Origin of the sequence: Enterobacter cloacae complex sp. P29RS, assembly GCF_014893445.1 — a bacterium.
Lineage (GTDB): Bacteria > Pseudomonadota > Gammaproteobacteria > Enterobacterales > Enterobacteriaceae > Enterobacter > Enterobacter intestinihominis.
The window spans coordinates 1-19,335 of record NZ_JADBPZ010000033.1 but is presented as its reverse complement, the minus strand read 5'-3'; the positions used below and the strand labels follow the sequence as shown (position 1 = coordinate 19,335).

General features: G+C 57.9%; 18 protein-coding genes. 10 read left to right on the top strand and 8 right to left on the bottom strand.

Annotated features, from left to right (window positions below; translation table 11 throughout):
• Positions 1-3: 3 nt before the first annotated feature.
• On the bottom strand, positions 4-903 hold the full coding sequence (locus IM282_RS20640; protein WP_023299664.1) for a glycyl-radical enzyme activating protein: 900 nt from the start codon (positions 901-903) through the stop codon (positions 4-6).
• A gap of 127 nt (positions 904-1,030) precedes the next feature.
• Here IM282_RS20640 and fsa point away from each other — a divergent pair, with 127 nt between their 5' ends.
• The gene (gene fsa / locus IM282_RS20635) at positions 1,031-1,693 is read left to right on the top strand and encodes a fructose-6-phosphate aldolase (protein ID WP_022647542.1); all 663 of its coding nucleotides are present in this window, start codon (positions 1,031-1,033) and stop codon (positions 1,691-1,693) included.
• Positions 1,694-1,791: 98 nt separating this feature from the next.
• Here the strand turns inward: fsa and moeB are convergent, their stop codons facing one another.
• A complete protein-coding gene (gene moeB / locus IM282_RS20630; RefSeq protein ID WP_038415730.1) occupies positions 1,792-2,544 on the bottom strand; it encodes a molybdopterin-synthase adenylyltransferase MoeB in 753 nt (250 codons plus the stop codon).
• A gap of 1 nt (position 2,545) precedes the next feature.
• Positions 2,546-3,778, bottom strand: a complete 1,233-nt coding sequence (moeA, locus tag IM282_RS20625; RefSeq protein WP_023305756.1) for a molybdopterin molybdotransferase MoeA — start codon at positions 3,776-3,778, stop codon at positions 2,546-2,548.
• Between the two features lie 189 nt (positions 3,779-3,967).
• On the opposite strand from moeA, the gene iaaA reads away from it, so the two are divergent.
• From iaaA to gsiD, 5 genes are read left to right on the top strand one after another with little or no spacing between them, the layout of a single operon-like run.
• Positions 3,968-4,906 (top strand): beta-aspartyl-peptidase, encoded by a 939-nt coding sequence (gene iaaA / locus IM282_RS20620; RefSeq protein WP_038415732.1) that lies wholly within the window; start codon positions 3,968-3,970, stop codon positions 4,904-4,906.
• Positions 4,907-4,917: 11 nt separating this feature from the next.
• A complete protein-coding gene (gsiA, locus tag IM282_RS20615; RefSeq protein WP_192970778.1) occupies positions 4,918-6,789 on the top strand; it encodes a glutathione ABC transporter ATP-binding protein GsiA in 1,872 nt (623 codons plus the stop codon).
• A 23-nt stretch (positions 6,790-6,812) separates the two neighbouring features.
• Positions 6,813-8,351 (top strand): glutathione ABC transporter substrate-binding protein GsiB, encoded by a 1,539-nt coding sequence (gsiB, locus tag IM282_RS20610; protein ID WP_022647547.1) that lies wholly within the window; start codon positions 6,813-6,815, stop codon positions 8,349-8,351.
• A gap of 5 nt (positions 8,352-8,356) precedes the next feature.
• A complete protein-coding gene (gene gsiC, locus IM282_RS20605) occupies positions 8,357-9,277 on the top strand; it encodes a glutathione ABC transporter permease GsiC (protein ID WP_006809475.1) in 921 nt (306 codons plus the stop codon).
• Position 9,278: 1 nt separating this feature from the next.
• Positions 9,279-10,190, top strand: a complete 912-nt coding sequence (gene gsiD / locus IM282_RS20600) for a glutathione ABC transporter permease GsiD (protein ID WP_048966435.1) — start codon at positions 9,279-9,281, stop codon at positions 10,188-10,190.
• A 119-nt stretch (positions 10,191-10,309) separates the two neighbouring features.
• On the opposite strand, the gene rimO is transcribed toward gsiD, so the two are convergent.
• The gene (gene rimO / locus IM282_RS20595; RefSeq protein WP_023299671.1) at positions 10,310-11,635 is read right to left on the bottom strand and encodes a 30S ribosomal protein S12 methylthiotransferase RimO; all 1,326 of its coding nucleotides are present in this window, start codon (positions 11,633-11,635) and stop codon (positions 10,310-10,312) included.
• A gap of 217 nt (positions 11,636-11,852) precedes the next feature.
• Between rimO and bssR the strand changes: the two genes are divergently transcribed.
• Positions 11,853-12,236, top strand: coding sequence for a biofilm formation regulator BssR (gene bssR, locus IM282_RS20590; protein WP_038415734.1), 384 nt, complete (start codon positions 11,853-11,855; stop codon positions 12,234-12,236).
• 106 nt (positions 12,237-12,342) lie between these two features.
• On the top strand, positions 12,343-13,461 hold the full coding sequence (locus IM282_RS20585) for a PQQ-dependent sugar dehydrogenase (RefSeq protein ID WP_192970777.1): 1,119 nt from the start codon (positions 12,343-12,345) through the stop codon (positions 13,459-13,461).
• On the opposite strand, the gene IM282_RS20580 is transcribed toward IM282_RS20585, so the two are convergent.
• A complete protein-coding gene (locus tag IM282_RS20580) occupies positions 13,462-14,088 on the bottom strand; it encodes a glutathione S-transferase family protein (protein ID WP_063138193.1) in 627 nt (208 codons plus the stop codon).
• Between the two features lie 243 nt (positions 14,089-14,331).
• On the opposite strand from IM282_RS20580, the gene dacC reads away from it, so the two are divergent.
• Positions 14,332-15,537: a serine-type D-Ala-D-Ala carboxypeptidase gene (gene dacC, locus IM282_RS20575; RefSeq protein ID WP_023299674.1), complete on the top strand. Its 1,206-nt coding sequence runs from the start codon at positions 14,332-14,334 to the stop codon at positions 15,535-15,537.
• 86 nt (positions 15,538-15,623) lie between these two features.
• Here dacC and deoR read toward each other — a convergent pair whose 3' ends face one another.
• From deoR to IM282_RS20560, 3 genes are all read right to left on the bottom strand, one after another.
• Positions 15,624-16,382: a DNA-binding transcriptional repressor DeoR gene (gene deoR, locus IM282_RS20570; protein ID WP_022647554.1), complete on the bottom strand. Its 759-nt coding sequence runs from the start codon at positions 16,380-16,382 to the stop codon at positions 15,624-15,626.
• 67 nt (positions 16,383-16,449) lie between these two features.
• On the bottom strand, positions 16,450-17,058 hold the full coding sequence (gene ybjG / locus IM282_RS20565; protein WP_192970776.1) for an undecaprenyl-diphosphate phosphatase: 609 nt from the start codon (positions 17,056-17,058) through the stop codon (positions 16,450-16,452).
• Between the two features lie 7 nt (positions 17,059-17,065).
• The gene (locus IM282_RS20560; protein ID WP_022647556.1) at positions 17,066-17,794 is read right to left on the bottom strand and encodes a phosphatase PAP2 family protein; all 729 of its coding nucleotides are present in this window, start codon (positions 17,792-17,794) and stop codon (positions 17,066-17,068) included.
• 167 nt (positions 17,795-17,961) lie between these two features.
• Between IM282_RS20560 and IM282_RS20555 the strand changes: the two genes are divergently transcribed.
• The gene (locus IM282_RS20555) at positions 17,962-19,194 is read left to right on the top strand and encodes an MFS transporter (RefSeq protein WP_022647557.1); all 1,233 of its coding nucleotides are present in this window, start codon (positions 17,962-17,964) and stop codon (positions 19,192-19,194) included.
• Positions 19,195-19,335 lie beyond the last annotated feature (141 nt).

The following is a 19,335-nucleotide window of genomic DNA, read 5'->3' as shown; positions in this document are numbered from 1 at the left end:
AGTTTATCCTCGTAAGGTCGCGGTTAACCCTTTCTGGCAGGCATACTGCTGCGCGAAGTCCAGCAGGGCAGGGTTATCCAGCGGTTTGTCAGGGGCAGAGTAGGGTTGGCCGAGCAGGGTGTATTTGTTCATGCCCAGCGTGTGATACGGCAGAAAATGAATATCATCGACGCCGAGTTCATCGGCGGCGAAGTTGGTAATGGCGGTAACCGACGCTTCATCGGCGTTAAAGCCCTGGATCAGCGGCACGCGGATGGTGATCTTCTTCCCGACGGTAGCCAGGCGCTTCAGGTTGTCCAGGATCCGCTTAGCAGAGCCATCGGTCCACTGCTTGAACACCTCGCCGTCGACATGTTTCAGGTCCGCCAGGAACAGATCGACATACGGCAGTGAAGGCTCGATATAATGCCAGGGCACGTGAAGGCAGGTTTCAACCGCAGTATGAATGCCTTGTTCATGGCTGGCTTTAAACAGGGCGTGCGCCAGGTCAGGATTCATAAACGGCTCGCCGCCGGAAAGGGTGATCCCGCCGCCGCTGCGGTCGTAGAAGGGCTTGTCGCGTAGCACGGTGGCCATAATCTCCTCCACCTGCTTCTCTTCACCGCAGACGGTAAGCGCCTGCGTCGGGCAGCAGTCGGTGAGGGCAGTGAGCGTCTTTTCACTTAATTTTTCACGATGGATGATCAACCCGTTCAGCGCACGTTCAACACACCCTGGCGCGGCCTGCTGACACAGGTCACAGCCGTCCAGACACAGACGGGCGTCAAACAGGACGTCCCGCGTGCGGGAGCGGCTTTCCGGGTTCTGGCACCAGCGACAGCCCAGCGAGCAGCCTTTCAGGAACACCACGGTTCGAATACCGGGGCCGTCGTGGGTGGAGTAACGCTGTATGTTGAAGATCATTTTTTTGCCCTCTGATTACATATGAAGATTAAATTACTTTCGAATGAAAGTTATCTTGATATGGGTCAATTCATGAGCAGGTTTTCTCGTGATAGGGTAAATGCAGGCTAATTTTGAGGGTGACATCATGGAACTTTATCTCGACACATCTGACGTTGCGGCAGTCAAAAAGCTGGCGCGTATCTTCCCGCTGGCGGGCGTGACCACTAACCCAAGCATTGTGGCGGCGGGTAAAACCCCCCTGGAAGAGTTGCTGCCCGCGCTGCACGACGCGCTGGGCGGCAAGGGCCGGCTGTTCGCCCAGGTGATGGCGAAGACCGCCGAGGGGATGGTGGAAGACGCACGTAAGCTGCGCGCGATAATCGATGACCTGGTGGTGAAAGTGCCCGTGACCGCTGAAGGGCTGGCGGCGATCAAGATGCTGAAAGCAGAAGGGATCCCGACGCTGGGTACCGCGGTATACGGCGCAGCGCAGGGGATGCTCTCCGCGCTGGCGGGTGCTGAGTATGTGGCCCCTTACGTGAACCGCGTGGACGCGCAGGGCGGGGACGGGATCCAGACGGTGATTGAACTGCAACAATTGCTGACGCTGCACGCACCGCAGTCAAAAGTGCTCGCCGCGAGCTTTAAAACGCCGCGCCAGGCGCTGGACTGCCTGCTGGCAGGGTGCGAGTCCATCACGCTGCCGCTGGACGTGGCGCAGCAGTTTATTACCTCTCCGGCAGTAGATGCGGCAATTGTGAAGTTTGAGCAGGACTGGCAGGGGGCGTTTGGGCGGACGTCTATTTGATGCTGTTGCCGGGTGGCGCTGACGCTTACCCGGCCTACGATTTTCTCCCTCTCCCTGTGGGAGAGGGCCGGGGTGAGGGCATCAGGCCGCAGCAGGGTTTAACCTCCGCACACCTCACACCCCGGATTACGCATCAGCTTCATCTCGCGGAACTGACAGGTCATCGCGTCATACATCACGATTTTGCCCGCTGCGGGCGTGCCGTAATGCGCCAGCACCTTAATCGCCTCCATCGCCTGCAAGGAACCAATCACCCCAACCAGCGGCGCCATCACGCCCGCCTCGACGCAGGTCAGCGCATTCTCGCCAAACAGACGGCTCAGGCAACGGTAGCAGGGCTCTCCCTCAGCGTAGGTGAAAACGCTGATTTGCCCCTCCATGCGGATGGCCGCGCCGGAAATTAGCGGCGTTTTATGGGCAAAGCAGCCCGCATTGAGCTGGTTACGAATGGCGACGTTATCGGTGCAGTCCAGCACCAGGTCATGCCGAGCAATCTGCGCAAACAGCGCGTCGTCATCCAGCATCGCGTCAATCAGGGTGAACTGAACGTTGGGGTTAATTCGCGCCAGCGCCGTGCGCGCAGATTCCACTTTCGGCTGACCAACCGTCGCGTCGCTGTGGAGCGTCTGGCGTTGCAGGTTCGACACCGACACGGTATCGAAATCCAGCAGCGTCATACGGCCGACGCCCGCCGCAGCCAGATATTGCGCCGCCGCGCAGCCCAGCCCGCCAAGGCCGACAACCAGCACGCTGGCCGCCTTGAGCGCTTCCTGACCCTCGAAATCAAACCCGCGCAGCACGATCTGGCGGTTGTAGCGCATCATCTCCGGGTCGCTCAGTTCCACCGTCATGTCAGCCTCCGAACAGGTGGTTAAAGCGTTCCACTTCAACCCATTCGCCCGCCTCAACGTGGCCGCGATCGCGCTCCAGCACGATAAAGCAGTTACCCTGGCTGAAGGAGCTAAAGATGTGCGAACCCTGATGCCCGGTGGTGCTCACCTCCAGCTCGCCATCGGCGTTGCGTGCCAGAATGCCGCGCTGGAAATCGAGACGGCCCGGAGATTTTTTGAGGCGCGTTGCCGCCCGCACGCGCACACGTTCCGGCAGCGGGTCGGCATTGTTGCCTGAGAGCTTCGCCAGCAGCGGGATCACCAGCTGGTAGAAGGTCAGCGCGGCAGAGACCGGGTTACCCGGCAGGCCACAGAACCAGCTGTGCGGAAGTTTGCCAAACGCGAACGGTTTGCCCGGTTTAATCGCCAGCTTCCAGAAGGCGATTTCACCCAGCTCTTCAAGCAGGGTTTTGGTGTAATCCGCTTCGCCAACCGATACGCCGCCAGAGCTGATCACCACGTCGGCAGAGGCGTCCGCGTCGATAAATGCCGTGCGCAGTTTCTCCGGATCGTCAGGAATGATGCCGAGGTTAATCACCTCGCAGCCCAGTTGCTCAAGCATCAGGTGCACCGCCAGACGGTTGGTGTCGTAAATCTGCCCCTCGTTCAGCGGCTGACCCGGAAGCTGTAGCTCGTCTCCCGTGGAGAACACCGCCACGCGTACCTTGCGGACAACGTCAATCTCCGCGATGCCAAGCGATGCCAGCACCGGCAGTTCGGCGACCGTCAGTTTTTGCCCGGCGGCAAAGACCGTTGCGCCGAGGGTAATGTCTTCCCCGATGTGGCGGATATTCTGTCCCGCTTTGACGCTGGCGGTAAAACGCACGCCGTCGTCCGTTAGTTCGGTCTCTTCCTGCATCACCACGGCTTCACAGCCCTTTGGCACCGGCGCGCCGGTCATAATGCGCACGCAGGTGCCCGCTGGCCACTCACCGTTGAACGGCTGCCCGGCAAAGGCTTTACCTGCCACCGGCAGCGGCTGACCCGTTTGCAAATCCGCCAGACGTACGGCATAGCCGTCCATCGCCGCGTTATCGAACCCCGGCACGTTCAGCGGCGAGACGATATCGCGCGCGGCAATACGGCCAAAACAGCGCACAAGCGGCAGCGTCTCAACGTCGTGCAGGGGAGTAATACGATCAAGCATCTGCGAGAGTGCCGTCTCAAGCGGCATCAGTCCGGCGGTAAAATCCATGGTGGGCTCCTGCGGAGTAACAACGAAAGCGCTCATTATGGCAGAAAAGTGCGGCTAACTGTATGACCCGATGGGTGTAAGCTTTACATCACAGTTGCGTCTTTCTATATTCAAAAATCATCTGAAGATTCGTCGACGATAATGATATTTATAGAAAAAGCAGCCAGCCAGGCTGATGGGTGATGCGAAATGAGTAAAGCGGTTATCGCAATTCATGGCGGTGCCGGGGCAATCACCCGTGCACAGCTCAGTCCCGAGCAGGAGAAGCGTTATATTGATGCGCTGAACGCCATTGTGGAAACAGGCCAGCGCATGCTGGAAGCGGGCAAAAGCGCGCTGGACGTGGTGACCGAAGCGGTGCGCCTGCTGGAGGAGTGTCCGCTGTTTAATGCCGGTATTGGCTCGGTCTTTACGCGCGATGAAACGCATGAACTGGATGCCTGCGTGATGGACGGTATCACCCTGAAAGCGGGGGCGGTGGCGGGCGTCAGCCGACTGCGCAATCCCGTGCTGGCCGCGCGTCTGGTGATGGATCAAAGCCCGCATGTGCTGCTGACCGGGGCGGGGGCGGAGAAATTTGCCGTCGAGCACGGGATGGATACGGTCTCGCCCGATCTTTTTTCCACCGAGGAGCGTTACCGGCAGTTGCTGGAGGCCCGTACAGCGGGGATGACGCAACTGGACCATGCCGCGCCGCTCGATGAACGCAGCAAAATGGGCACGGTAGGCGCGGTGGCGCTGGATAAAGCCGGTAACCTCGCCGCCGCGACGTCGACAGGCGGTATGACCAACAAGCTTCCCGGACGCGTCGGCGACAGTCCGCTGCCGGGGGCCGGGTGTTACGCTAATAACGCCACGGCGGCGGTGTCATGCACCGGAACCGGCGAAGTGTTTATCCGCGCGCTGGCGGCCTACGACATTACCGCGCTAATGGATTACGGCGGATTAAGCCTGAGTGAGGCCTGCGAGCGGGTGGTAATGGAGAAACTGCCAGCCCTGGGCGGAGAAGGTGGCTTAATAGCGGTGGATCGGGAGGGCAACGTGGCGCTGCCGTTCAACAGTGAAGGGATGTACCGGGCGTGGGGGTATGCCGGCGATGCGCCCAGCACAGGCATTTATCGTGAATAAGGGGGCATTGCGTGCCGCACAGTGAAGAGCTGGACAACTGCGAAGTGCTGGCTGTCCACCAACTGAATATTGCCTTTCAGGAAGAGCGGCAGTTCATCCCTGCAGTACAGAATTTATCGTTTTCGCTCAGGCGCGGCGAGACGCTGGCGATTGTCGGCGAGTCCGGATCCGGTAAATCGGTTACCGCGCTGGCGCTGATGCGTCTGCTTGAGCAGACGGGCGGGCAGGTCACCAGCGAGCGGATGCTGTTGCGCCGTCGCAACCGTCAGGTTATCGATCTCAACGAGCTGAGCGCGTCCCGGATGCAGGGGGTGCGCGGGGCGGATATTGCGATGATTTTTCAGGAGCCGATGACCTCCCTGAACCCGGTTTTTCCGGTGGGCGAGCAGATTGCCGAATCTATCCGCCTGCATCAGGGATTGAGCGGTGATGAGGCGCTCAACGAAGCTAAACGGATGCTGGAGCTGGTACGTATCCCTGAGGCGCACGCGATTTTGTCCCGCTATCCGCATCAGCTTTCCGGTGGCATGCGCCAGCGGGTGATGATTGCGATGGCGCTGTCGTGCCGTCCGGCGGTGCTCATTGCGGACGAACCCACCACGGCGCTGGATGTCACCATTCAGGCCCAGATCCTGCAACTGATTAAGGTGTTGCAGCAGGAGATGGAGATGGGGGTGATATTCATCACCCACGATATGGGGGTGGTGGCGGATATTGCCGATCGGGTGCTGGTTATGCATCAGGGCAATGCCGTGGAAACCGGCTCGGTGGAGCAGGTCTTTCATACGCCGGTGCATCCTTATACTAAAGCGCTGCTGGCGGCGGTCCCGCGTCTGGGCGCCATGAATGGCAGTGATTTTCCGCGCCGTTTTCCGCTGTTCTCTCAGACCGAACAGGGCCAGCAGGAAGACGAAACCGAGCAGAACACGGTGGTTTCCGGCAGGCCGATCCTTGAAGTGCGTGAACTGGTGACCCGTTTCCCGCTGCGCAGCGGGATCCTTAACCGCGTGAAGCGCGAAGTGCATGCGGTTGAATACGTCAGTTTTGATCTCTGGCCGGGCGAAACGCTGGCGCTGGTGGGGGAGTCCGGCTGCGGTAAATCCACCACCGGGCGGGCGCTGCTCAGGCTGGTTGAGTCGCAGGAGGGGAGCATCACCTTCAACGGTGAGCGCATCGATACACTCCCCAATGGTAAATTGCAGGCGGTACGCCGGGATATTCAGTTTATTTTTCAGGATCCTTATGCGTCGCTCGATCCGCGCCATACGGTGGGGTACTCGATTATGGAGCCGCTGCGGGTGCACAACCTGCTCGACGGTGAAGCCGCGCAGCGCCGCGTCGCGTGGCTGCTGGAGCGCGTGGGCCTGAAACCGGAGCATGCCTGGCGTTATCCGCACGAATTTTCTGGCGGTCAGCGACAGCGTATCTGCATAGCCCGGGCATTGGCCCTGAATCCGAAAGTGGTGATTGCGGATGAGTCCGTGTCAGCGCTGGATGTCTCCATCCGCGCGCAAATCATCAATCTCCTGCTCGATTTACAGCGGGATTTGGGCATTGCGTTTCTGTTTATCTCTCACGATATGGCGGTGGTTGAGCGGATCAGCCATCGCGTGGCGGTGATGTACATGGGGCAAATTGTTGAAATTGGCCCCCGTCGGGCGGTATTTGAAAACCCGCACCATCCGTACACCCGCAAGCTGATGGCCGCCGTACCGGTTGCCGATCCTGAACATCGTCACGCCCAGCGCGTGCTGTTGCAGGACGAAATGCCGAGCAATATTCGTAAACGGGGCGAAACTCTGGAGCGCGTGGCGCTGCGTGAAGTCGGTCCCGATCATTTTGTCGCACCCCCGCGTCAGGGCAATGCATTCTCGCGGTTATAACTTACAACAGGCAGGAGAACACAATGGTTCCTTTTGTTGCTCGTCAATGGCTGCTTGCCGCGAGCGTGACGGCTGCGCTGGCCGCCGCCCCCGCGATCGCGGCGAAAGACGTGGTGGTGGCTGTGGGGTCTAACTTCACGACGCTGGATCCGTATGATGCTAACGACACCCTTTCTCAGGCGGTGGCAAAATCCTTCTACCAGGGGCTGTTCGGCCTGGACCGCGAGATGAAGCTGAAAAACGTGCTGGCGGAAGGCTATACCGTGTCGGACGACGGGCTGGTCTATACCGTTAAGCTCCGTACCGGCGTGAAGTTCCAGGACGGCACCGACTTCAACGCCGAGGCGGTTAAGGTCAACCTGGACCGAGCCAGCAATCCGGAAAACGGTCTTAAGCGCTACAACCTGTATAAAAATATCGCCCAAACCGAGGCGGTTGATCCGGCGACGGTGAAGATCACCCTCAAAGAGCCGTTCTCGGCGTTTATCAATATCCTGGCGCATCCCGCGACGGTGATGATTTCCCCTGCGGCGTTGAAGAAATACGGCAAAGAGATTGGCTTCCACCCGGTGGGGACCGGACCGTACGAACTGCTTACCTGGAACCAGACCGATTATGTGAAGGTGAAGAAATTCGCCGGATACTGGCAGCCGGGGCTGCCGAAGCTGGATACCCTCACCTGGCGGCCGGTCGTGGACAACAATACCCGCGCCGCGATGCTGCAAACCGGCGAAGCGCAGTTTGCCTTCCCGATCCCCTACGAACAGGCAGCGCTGCTGGCGAAAAACAGCAAGCTGGAGCTGGTGGCCAGCCCGTCGATTATGCAGCGCTACATCAGCATGAACGTCACGCAAAAACCGTTTGATAACCCGAAGGTGCGCGAAGCCATCAACTACGCCATTAACCGCCAGGCACTGGTGAAGGTGGCCTTTGCCGGCTACGCCACCCCGGCGACGGGCGTGATGCCGCCAACCATTGAGTACGCGCAGAGCTATCAGCCGTGGCCGTACGATCCGGCGAAAGCGCGGGAACTGCTGAAAGAGGCGGGCTATCCGAACGGCTTTAGCACCACGCTGTGGTCGTCGCATAACCACAGTACCGCGCAGAAGGTGCTGCAATTTACACAGCAGCAGCTGGCGCAGGTGGGCATTAAAGCCAGGGTCACGGCGATGGATGCCGGACAGCGCGCGGCGGAAGTGGAAGGCAAAGGACAGAAAGAGAGCGGCGTGCGGATGTTCTACACCGGCTGGACGGCTTCAACCGGTGAAGCGGACTGGTCCCTGTCGCCGCTGTTTGCTTCCCAGAACTGGCCGCCAACGCTGTTCAATACCGCGTTCTACAGTAATCCGCAGGTGGATAAGGATCTGGCCGATGCCCTGAAAACCACCAAACCGGAAGAGAAAGCGCGCCTGTACAAAGAGGCGCAGGACATTATCTGGAAAGAGTCGCCGTGGGTGCCGCTGGTGGTGGAAAAACTGGTCTCAGCCCACAACAAAGCGCTGACCGGTTTTTACATCATGCCGGATACGGGCTTTAGCTTTGATGACGCGGATTTGAAATAATACTCATGCTGAATTATGTGTGTAAACGCCTGCTGGGGCTTATCCCGACGCTGCTGATTGTGGCCGTGCTGGTGTTTTTGTTTGTCCACATGCTGCCCGGCGATCCGGCGCGTTTGATTGCCGGACCGGAAGCGGATGCCACGGTTATCGAACTGGTGCGTAAACAGCTCGGTCTTGACCAGCCGCTGTATCGGCAATTTCTGCGCTACATTGGCAATGTCCTTCAGGGCGATTTCGGCATCTCGATGGTGTCGCGTCGTCCGGTGTCGGAGGAGATTGCCAGCCGCTTTATGCCCACCTTCTGGTTAACGATTGCCAGTATGAGCTGGGCGGTTGTGTTTGGCCTGGGCGCGGGGATTGTCGCCGCCGTCTGGCGCAACCGCTGGCCGGATAAGCTCGGTATGGCGCTGGCAGTCACCGGTATCTCTTTCCCGGCGTTTGCGCTGGGTATGCTGCTGATGCAGATTTTCTCCGTCGAGCTGGGCTGGTTGCCCACCGTCGGGGCCGACACCTGGAAGCACTACATTCTGCCCTCTATGACGCTTGGCGCAGCCGTTGCGGCAGTGATGGCCCGCTTCACCCGCGCCTCCTTTGTCGACGTGCTGAGCGAAGATTACATTCGCACCGCGCGGGCAAAAGGGGTGAGTGAGAAATGGGTCATTCTGAAGCATGGTTTTCGTAATGCGATGATCCCGGTGGTCACGATGATGGGGCTACAGTTCGGCTTCCTGCTGGGCGGCTCTATCGTGGTTGAGAAGGTCTTTAACTGGCCGGGGCTGGGGCGCCTGCTGGTCGACTCGGTCGATATGCGTGACTATCCGGTTATTCAGGCTGAAGTTCTGCTTTTCTCGCTGGAGTTTATTCTTATCAACTTAGTGGTGGATGTGCTGTACGCCGCCATTAACCCGGCCATCAGGTATAAGTAAGATGCGATTACTGAACTGGCGTCGCCAGGCCATTTTAAACGCTATGCCGGGGATCAGGCCGGACCATATTCGCACCCCGTGGGTTGAGTTCTGGCGTCGATTCCGTCGTCAGCCCGTCGCTATGGTCGCCGGGTTGTTTGTGTTACTGCTGATCCTGGTGGCGATTATAGCCCCCTGGATAGCCCCGTTTGATGCGGAAAATTACTTCGATTACGACCGGCTGAACGATGGACCGTCGATGATGCACTGGTTTGGCGTGGACTCGCTCGGGCGCGATATTTTCAGCCGCGTGCTGGTAGGGGCGCAGATCTCGCTGGCGGCCGGGGTCTTTGCGGTGCTGATGGGCGCAGCGATTGGCACCGTGTTTGGGCTGGTGGCCGGGTACTATGAAGGCTGGTGGGACCGCATCATCATGCGTATCTGCGACGTGCTGTTTGCCTTTCCCGGTATTCTGCTGGCGATTGCCGTGGTGGCGGTGATGGGCAGCGGCATGGCGAACGTCATCATCGCCGTGGCGGTATTCACGATTCCCGCTTTCGCGCGCCTGGTACGTGGCAACACGCTGGTGCTGAAGCAGCAGACCTTTATCGAGTCGGCCCGCAGCATGGGAGCCAGCGATGCCACAATCCTGTTCAGCCATATTCTGCCGGGAACGGTCTCGTCTATCGTGGTCTATTTCACCATGCGCATAGGCGTGTCGATTATCTCGGCGGCCAGCCTGTCGTTTCTGGGGTTAGGCGCACAGCCGCCGACGCCGGAGTGGGGCGCGATGCTGAACGAGGCGCGGGCGGATATGGTGATCGCCCCGCACGTGGCGATCTTCCCGAGCCTGGCGATTTTCCTGACCGTGCTGGCGTTTAACCTGCTGGGGGATGGGCTGCGCGACGCGCTGGATCCGAGGATTAAGGGGTAGGTTTTTGCAGGAACTTACCCCTCACCCTAACCCTCTCCCCTGAGGGGAGAGGGGACTGCTCGGTGCGGTCTGTTCCCCCTCGCCCCTTTGGGGAGAGGGCCGGGGTGAGGGGTTAAAGATTAAACCCGGCTGCCCCACAAATCATACTCGTCGGCGTTTTCGACCTTCACGCGAATAATATCGCCCGGCTTGACGTTGGTTTCCCCGTTCAGGTACACCGCGCCGTCGATTTCAGGCGCATCCGCCATGCTGCGGCCAATCGCGCCTTCTTCGTCCACTTCGTCGATAATGACCAGAATTTCGCGGCCCACTTTCTCCTGCAAGCGTTCAGCAGAGATCTGCTGTTGCAGCTGCATAAAGCGGTTCCAGCGTTCCTCTTTGACCTCTTCCGGTACCTGGTCCGCCAACTCGTTGGCCGTTGCGCCTTCAACCGGGCTGTACTTGAAGCAGCCCACGCGATCCAGACGCGCTTCTTTCAGGAAGTCGAGCAGCATCTGGAAATCTTCTTCGGTTTCACCCGGGAAGCCAACGATGAAGGTGGAGCGCAGGGTCAGTTCAGGGCAGATCTCGCGCCACTGCTTGATGCGCGCCAGCTGGCGGTCAACGGATCCAGGACGCTTCATCAGCTTCAGAATGCGCGGGCTGGCGTGCTGTAACGGGATATCCAGATACGGCAGTATTTTGCCTTCCGCCATCAGCGGAATCACGTCGTCAACGTGCGGGTAAGGGTAGACGTAGTGCAGACGCGTCCAGATCCCGAGCTTAGCAAGCTGCTCGCACAGGCCAACCATGCTGGTTTTTACCGGCTCGCCGTTATGGAAGCCGGAGCGGTGTTTGACGTCCACGCCGTAGGCGGAGGTGTCCTGGGAGATGACCAGTAACTCCTTCACGCCCGCGTCGGCCAGGCGTTTGGCTTCTGCCAGCACCTCGCCAATCGGACGGCTCACCAAATCGCCACGCATCGACGGGATGATGCAGAAGGTGCAGCGATGGTTGCAGCCTTCGGAAATTTTCAGGTAAGCATAGTGGCGCGGCGTCAGCTTCACGCCCTGTTCCGGCACCAGGCTCAGGAACGGGTTGTGCTTTGGCTTTGGTACGTAGTGATGAACATGTTCCAGCACCTGCTCGTAGCTGTGCGGGCCGGTGATCTCCAGTACCTTCGGGTGCACTTCGCGGATCTGATCCACCTTCGCGCCCAGGCAGCCGGTGACAATCACTTTGCCATTTTCCGTCAGGGCTTCACCAATGGCTTCCAGTGACTCCTGGACCGCGCTGTCGATGAACCCACAGGTGTTGACGATCACCATGTCGGCGTTGTCGTAGCTTGGCACCACGTCATAGCCTTCAGTGCGAAGTTCAGTCAGGATGCGTTCGGAATCCACCAGGTTCTTCGGGCAGCCCAGGGAGACAAAGCCGATTTTCGGCGGGTGCGTAACATTGCTCATAGGTTAAAAATTCATCAATTATGGAGTTATCAGGGCGGGATTTTACAGCGTATCGCGGGGGATTTATACACTCTTGATGGCGCAGTTGAGGCGGGCAATCGTTGTAACATTGTAAAGAATGTTAATCAGTTATCGTTTATTGATCTCAGGCATCACATTGTACAAAAAATGACCTTATTATTAATAGGGTAACATGGCTGACAGAGGAGGAAATAGCATGTCCGTTGACAGACTGAAACGCGATCTGCTTAACAAGCTGATCAACGCCCGAATCGACCTGGCTGCATATCTGCAACTCCGCAAGGCGAAAGGGTATATGTCAGTCAGCGAAAGCGAAAATCTGCGTGAAAATTTCTTTGAACTTTGCAATTTCATGCGTGAAAAAGCACCCATCCTGAAAGCGCACTGCGCTGAAAACGAATTAGTGGCGCTGCGCCGCGCCGCCGAGGTGCTTTCCATCGCAGGGGTCTGTTTGATGAACGGACGTCACGACTGCCCGAATTTTATTGCCGTTAACGCGGAGAAGCTTGAAAACTGCCTGACCACGCTCGCGCTTTGCATCATGTGTCTGAACAAGCCGGAAACGCTTGCCCGACACTGAACCCGGGGGAGGCAACTCCCCCTTTTGATTAAGCTTTTGTAAAAGTGTTAACGCACCCGGGAACAGTGGCTAATCTTTAAGCCATATGCCGATAAAGGAGTGCGTTATGCCTCGATCCTCGCTGCTTTTCCTCCCTGTACTGTTATTCCCGCTTTCGCTGCTTGCGGCGCCCGAGACGGTTAAGGTCGACGTGCTACAGACAAAACTGGAACACCCCTGGTCGCTGGCGTTTCTGCCTGATAATAAGGGGCTGCTGATCACGCTAAAAGACGGGCAGCTTAAGCACTGGCAGGCAGGGAAAGGGCTCTCCGATCCGATTGTCGGCGTGCCGAAGGTCTGGGCGAGCGGCCAGGGCGGATTGCTGGACGTGGTGCTGGCCCCGGATTTTGAACAATCACGGCGGATCTGGCTCAGCTTCGCCGAGGCGGGTGATGATGGAAAAGCGGGCACCGCGGTGGGCTACGGGCGGTTGAGCGATGACCTCTCGCGCATTGAGGGCTTCCAGGTGGTATTCCGACAGATGCCGAAGCTCTCTACTGGCAACCACTTTGGTGGACGGCTGGTGTTCGACGGCAAAGGCCATCTCTTTATTGGCTTAGGTGAAAACAACCAGCGCCCGACGGCGCAGGATCTGGATAAGCTTCAGGGCAAGGTGGTGCGCCTGACGGAGGACGGGAAAGTGCCGCCGGATAACCCGTTTGTGAACACCGCCGGTGCACGGCCTGAAATCTGGTCTTACGGCATTCGCAACCCGCAGGGGATGGCGATGAACCCGTGGAGCGACGCGCTGTGGCTTAATGAACACGGCCCTCGCGGCGGGGATGAGATCAACATTCCTGAAAAAGGCAAAAACTACGGCTGGCCGATGGCGACGCACGGGATCAACTACAGCGGCCTGAAAATCCCGGAAGCGAAAGGCGAGCACGTTGAGGGCACTGAAAAACCGCTGTTTGTCTGGAAAGTGTCGCCCGCCGTCAGCGGCATGGCGTTCTACAACAGCGACGTCTTCCCGCAGTGGAAAAACAAGCTGTTTATCGGCGCGCTGAAGGAGAAAGACGTCATCGTGCTGAGCGTGAAGGGCAATACCGTGACGGAGGACGGGCGCATTCTTGGGGATAAAGATCAGCGAATTCGCGATGTGCGCGTCGGGCCGGATGGTTATCTGTACGTGCTGACCGACGAGACGGACGGGCAGCTTTGGAAAGTCAGCCCGTCCGGGTCGTAATCAGGTCACCGGGATCATCACCACGTTGCGATACGCCGGGCGCTCGCTGAGCTGCTGGATCCAGCGCTCAAGGTGAGGGCGCGGGGTCCAGCTGAGACCCATGTTAGTGAGGTTCCAGACGAAAGGGGCGACGGCGATATCGCCCACGCCGAACGTGTCGCCGGAGAACCAGGTATGCTTCGCCAGTTCGTCGTCCATCATTGCAAACAGCGACTCGCACGCGTCCTGGGCGGCATGAATGGCGGGATAATCACGATCGGCTTCCGGCGTACGGATAAGCCCCATCAGGATCACGCGGTGCGTTGGGGAAAGCGTCTGGTTTGCCCAGTCCATCCATTTTTCGCCCTGCGCGCGCTGGGCTGGATTTTCTACCCACAGCCGACCCTGGCCGTACTGCGCGGCGAGGTATCGCACGATGGTGTTAGACTCCCACAGCGTGGCGTCTGTCTCGTCATCGCGCAGTAGCGGCACCAGTCCGTTTGGGTTCATCGCCAGGTAGTCCGCGTCTTTATTCACGCCAAACTCCAGGCCCGCCATAACCTGCTTAAACGGTAAATCCAGCTCTTCCAGCGTCCAGAGCACTTTTTTCACGTTGGTCGAATTGTTCCTGCCCCACAGCGTAATCATATTTACTCCCGATGAGATGTGAATCCGAGTCAGCTTTTCGCCATGGTGAGATAAACCTAACAATTACGCAACAGATGCTAAAAAAAACACCGCAATCAAAGCGTATCTGAATGTTATTGCATAAACTTTAAAAACTTTACCTGGAACAGGTTTCTTTGAAGGCTGTAGTGCGCTATTACTCATCGCTTCTTGCGACACGGTGATTGTGACGTGATTTTTAGAATGGACACTCGGGTGGCATTTATGACGCAAAAAACTTCCTCTCTGCGCAGCCTGGCGGCAGGCTCGGCGCTGCTTTTCCTTTTTGCCCCAACGCTCCATGCGGCGGAACAGACAGCGCCCGAAGCGCCGCCTGTTGATGCGCGCGCCTGGATCCTGATGGATTACGCCAGCGGGAAAGTGCTGGCGGAAGGTAACGCCGACGAAAAACTCGACCCGGCGAGCCTGACGAAAATTATGACCAGCTATGTGGTCGGCCAGGCGTTGAAAGCGGGCAAGATCAAGCTGAATGACATGGTCACCGTCGGGAAAGATGCCTGGGCGACCGGTAACCCGGCGCTGCGCGGCTCGTCCGTGATGTTCCTGAAGCCTGGCGACCAGGTCTCCGTGTCCGATCTGAATAAAGGGGTTATTATTCAGTCGGGAAATGATGCCTGTATTGCGCTGGCCGATTACGTCGCGGGCAGTCAGGACTCATTTATTGGGCTGATGAATGGCTACGCGAAAAAACTGGGTCTGACCAATACCACTTTTAAAACTGTTCACGGCCTGGATGCGCCGGGTCAGTTCAGTACCGCGCGCGATATGGCGCTGCTGGGCAAAGCGCTGATCCATGACGTACCGGATGAGTACGCTATCCATAAAGAGAAAGAGTTTACCTTCAACAATATCCGCCAGCCTAACCGTAACCGTCTGCTGTGGAGCAGTAACGTTAACGTGGACGGCATGAAAACCGGTACAACTGCCGGGGCCGGATACAACCTGGTGGCTTCTGCGACGCAGGGCGATATGCGCCTGATCTCAGTGGTGCTGGGAACGAAAACCGACCGTATTCGTTTTAACGAATCCGAAAAACTGCTGACCTGGGGTTTCCGCTTCTTTGAAACCGTCACGCCGATTAAGCCGGACGCTACCTTCGTGAGTCAGCGCGTCTGGTTTGGTGATAAAAGTGAAGTGAACCTGGGAGCGGGTGAAGCGGGTTCCGTCACCATTCCACGCGGTCAGCTGAAAAACCTGAAAGCCAGCTATACCCTGACCGAGCCACAGCTCACCGCACCGCTGAAAAAAGGTCAGGTGGTCGGGACGATAGATTTCCAGCTTAACGGCAAATCTATTGAGCAGCGTCCGCTGGTGGTAATGGAAGCGGTGGAAGAGGGCGGCTTCTTCAGCCGGATGTGGGACTTTGTGTTAATGAAATTCCACGGCTGGTTTGGCAGCTGGTTCAGCTAAGTTTTTGCCGGGTGGCGGCTTCGCCTTACCCGGCCTACAACGGCTCGAACGTAGGCCGGGTAAGCGCAGCGCCACCCGGCATAACCTCAATACATCAACTTCACCTGCTGCGCTTTCGCGTATGCCACCAGCTCGTCATCCGGGCGGCAATCACTGACGATGGCGTCAAAGCGCGACAGTTCTCCCATCCTTGCCGGACGGACCTTGCCAAATTTACTGTGATCAACCACCAGCACATGCTGCTGCGCGGCGTTGAGCGCCCACTGTTTCACCGGTAACTCTTCAAGATTAAAACAGGTTGCCCCCTGTTTCACATTCACGCCCGCCGCAGAGTAAAAGGCGATATCAGGGCATACATTGCTCAGCGTGTCCTGAATATTCAGCGGCTTGAAGATGGCGTTGCTGGCATGAAACTCGCCGCCACACAAAATCACCCGGCATGCTGGTTTCTCCTGCAAAGCCAGGAAGGTATTTAGCGAATAACAGACGGCGGTAAAGGGAACGGTGCTGTCGATGGCCTCGATGATCCACGGGGTTGTCGTACCGCAGTCAAAAAACAGCGTTTGATGCGGCTGCACCAGCGAGGCGGCGAGCCGCGCGGCTTTGCGCTTCTCTTCCACCAGGCGTGTTTTTTGATCGCTTAACAGATAATGGCTGGCGCTACGCGGCTCCAGAACAATATACCCGCCAAGCAGCACAACGGGGGCGCTGTCGCTGTTCAGATCGCGACGAATGGTCATTTCAGACACGCCAAGCAGGGAAGCGGCTTCCTTAAGATGCAGCTTATCGCTGCGCTTCAGCGCCTGAAGCAGCTGAGCAATGCGGTCATCGCGACGTGTTTCCATAGATCCTCGGGCTAAAAAAGTGAGCCCCCGCAGGGCGGGGGCTCAAGTGTAACCTGACGGGCCGGGGTTAGTCACGTATCCAGCCTTTGCGGATCGGAAGAGCAAACAGAACGCGATAGGCCTGTGATAATGCACGATAAAGCGCCGGGCCAAAGAGGCTCCACAGGATGGCTGCGCTGACGCAGCCCATCAGCCCCACCAGGAAACCGCCGATCATATCCAGCGGCCAGTGCACCCCCAGGTAGACGCGGGACCAGGCGATGGCGACTGCCACGCCCATCAGCACTACGCCGGACCACAGGCGATGCCAGAACAGGAAGGCCAGCGCAAAGGTGAAGATCACCGTGCCGTGATCGCTCGGGAACGAGTCATCCGGCGCATGGTGCAGGAAGTTGTAGCCGACGCGATCGACAAAAGGACGATCGTGCGGGAAGGCGTGACCCAGCACGTAGCTTGCCAGCACGCTCACGCCAATTGCCATTGCCATTTTGATCACCAGATGGCGCTGGGCGATGACCTGTGTACGAGGTCCCCATAACCAGAGGATCACCGCCAGCGCCGGTACAATGCTAATCAAATCTTTCGCAATGAAGGTGGCGAGATCGATCATCCATTCCGGTGACGACGGCGTGGCGTTGAGCAGGTAAAACAGTTCGTAGTTCAGATTTTCTAACATAATCTCGTTACTCTTTAGCAAACCGGGCGGAAACCAGCCCGTAAACCAGCACCTGGGAAAACCAGACCCACCACCCGGCCCACAGGTTGTGAGAGAAAAAATGCGCGCCGCGCATGACCTGCCCGAAGCCCATCACCAGCCCCATAACAACGCCTGACGCGACAAAGGACCATGCCAGGCGCGGACGTTCACGCCAGAAGGCAAAAAACAGCCCCATCACCATAAACCCGCTGGAGGCGTGGCCGCCGGGAAAGCAGCGTCCCGGTCCGCTGTCTGCCGGAACGGCGCTGAACAGGGGATACGAAACGGACCTGCCGCCATATTCCACCAGATCCCACGGACAGCTGTGGTGGCTTATGCTTTTCAGCACCCCTACTACCAGCGCACCCAGCCCCATCAGAATCGCGGCCGTTACCAGTCGGGCATTGCGTTTGTAAGCGCCGTAAATCAGCGATGCGGCAGCGATAACAATGGTCACATATTTCGCCAGCCGATGGTTCAGCAGATCCAGCAACGGGTTTTGCTGTAGCGGAAAATGATGCGCCGCTGCGTCATACCAGAAACCGGTTATCCATCGGTCAAGCGATTCATCGCGCGAAAGCCAGGTAAAAAGCACCGCAAGGGCAATAAGCACGAAAAGTTGATAACCATAAAAGCGGGCAGGCAAACGGTAAAGACGTTTTGTCTTATTTGTCGGTAACTTAGATAATTCTGAAGGGCTGACGGCGTGTGTCATAGTTTCGGTCAATAACGTGAAATAGCACTATCATAGGGAGGGCAACTTAAGGAAACCTTAAACAACAACGATAAGTGCGTTATTTCTGTTTTTTCACGTTAATTTGCTATCTCAGACAGCGGCAATTCATTACACTCATCGCGATTTTTTCATACTAAAGAGATTGCATGATAAACCGTTCTTCTTCCGGTAATCGTCTGGGTCGTCAGGCGTTACTTTTTCCTCTGTGTCTGGTGCTTTACGAATTCTCTACCTACATCGGCAACGACATGATCCAGCCCGGCATGCTGGCTGTGGTTGAGCAGTACAACGCAGGTATTGAGTGGGTACCGACATCCATGACCGCCTATCTGGCGGGCGGCATGTTTTTACAGTGGCTGTTAGGGCCGCTGTCGGATCGTATTGGCCGCCGTCCGGTGATGCTGACGGGCGTAGTGTGGTTTATCGTCACCTGTCTCGCCACGCTGCTGGCGCAGAGTATTGAGCAGTTCACGCTGCTGCGTTTCCTTCAGGGCGTGAGCCTGTGCTTTATTGGCGCCGTGGGCTATGCCGCTATTCAGGAGTCGTTTGAGGAGGCGGTGTGTATCAAAATTACCGCGCTGATGGCAAACGTGGCACTGATTGCACCGCTTCTTGGGCCGCTGGTGGGAGCCGCATGGGTTCACGTCGCGCCGTGGGAGGGGATGTTCGTCCTCTTTGCCGCGCTTGCGGCTATCTCTTTCTTTGGCCTGCACCGTGCGATGCCGGAAACCGCCACCCGCCTGGGCGAAAAGCTCTCGCTTAAAGAGCTGGGGCGGGATTATAAGGCAGTGCTGAAAAATGGCCGTTTTGTCGCGGGCGCATTGGCGACGGGCTTTGTCAGCCTGCCACTGCTGGCGTGGATTGCCCAGTCGCCGGTCATTATCATCAGCGGCGAACAGCTTAGCAGCTATGAGTATGGCCTGTTACAGGTGCCGATTTTTGGCGCGCTGATTATCGGTAACCTGGTGCTGGCGCGTCTGACGTCACGCCGTACCGTGCGTTCGCTGATTATTTTGGGCGGTTGGCCCATAGCGGCAGGGCTGATTATCGCGGCGGTGGCGACCGTAGCCTCGTCTCATGCGTACCTGTGGATGACGGCGGGGCTGAGTGTTTACGCGTTTGGTATCGGCGTGGCGAATGCTGGCCTGGTGCGCCTGACGCTGTTCGCCAGTGAAATGAGTAAAGGCACGGTGTCTGCCGCGATGGGGATGCTGCAAATGCTGATTTTCACTGTCGGTATTGAGGTGAGCAAACATGCCTATGCTTTCGGCGGTAACGGGCTGTTCAGCCTGTTCAACCTCGCAAACGGTGTGCTGTGGGTAGGGCTGATGGTGGTGTTCCTGAAGGACAAACGCGTCGGAAGCGCACTGCAACCGTAATCCTTATTCCCTCTCCCTGCTGGGCGAGCTCGGGACAGTTCCCTCTCCCTGTGGGCTGAGGGATCCCAGTAATTTGAAAGCAAAAGCGATAACGTTGCCTCAGAATAACTGAGGGCTTTCAGCGATGCCTCGGTCCGGCTG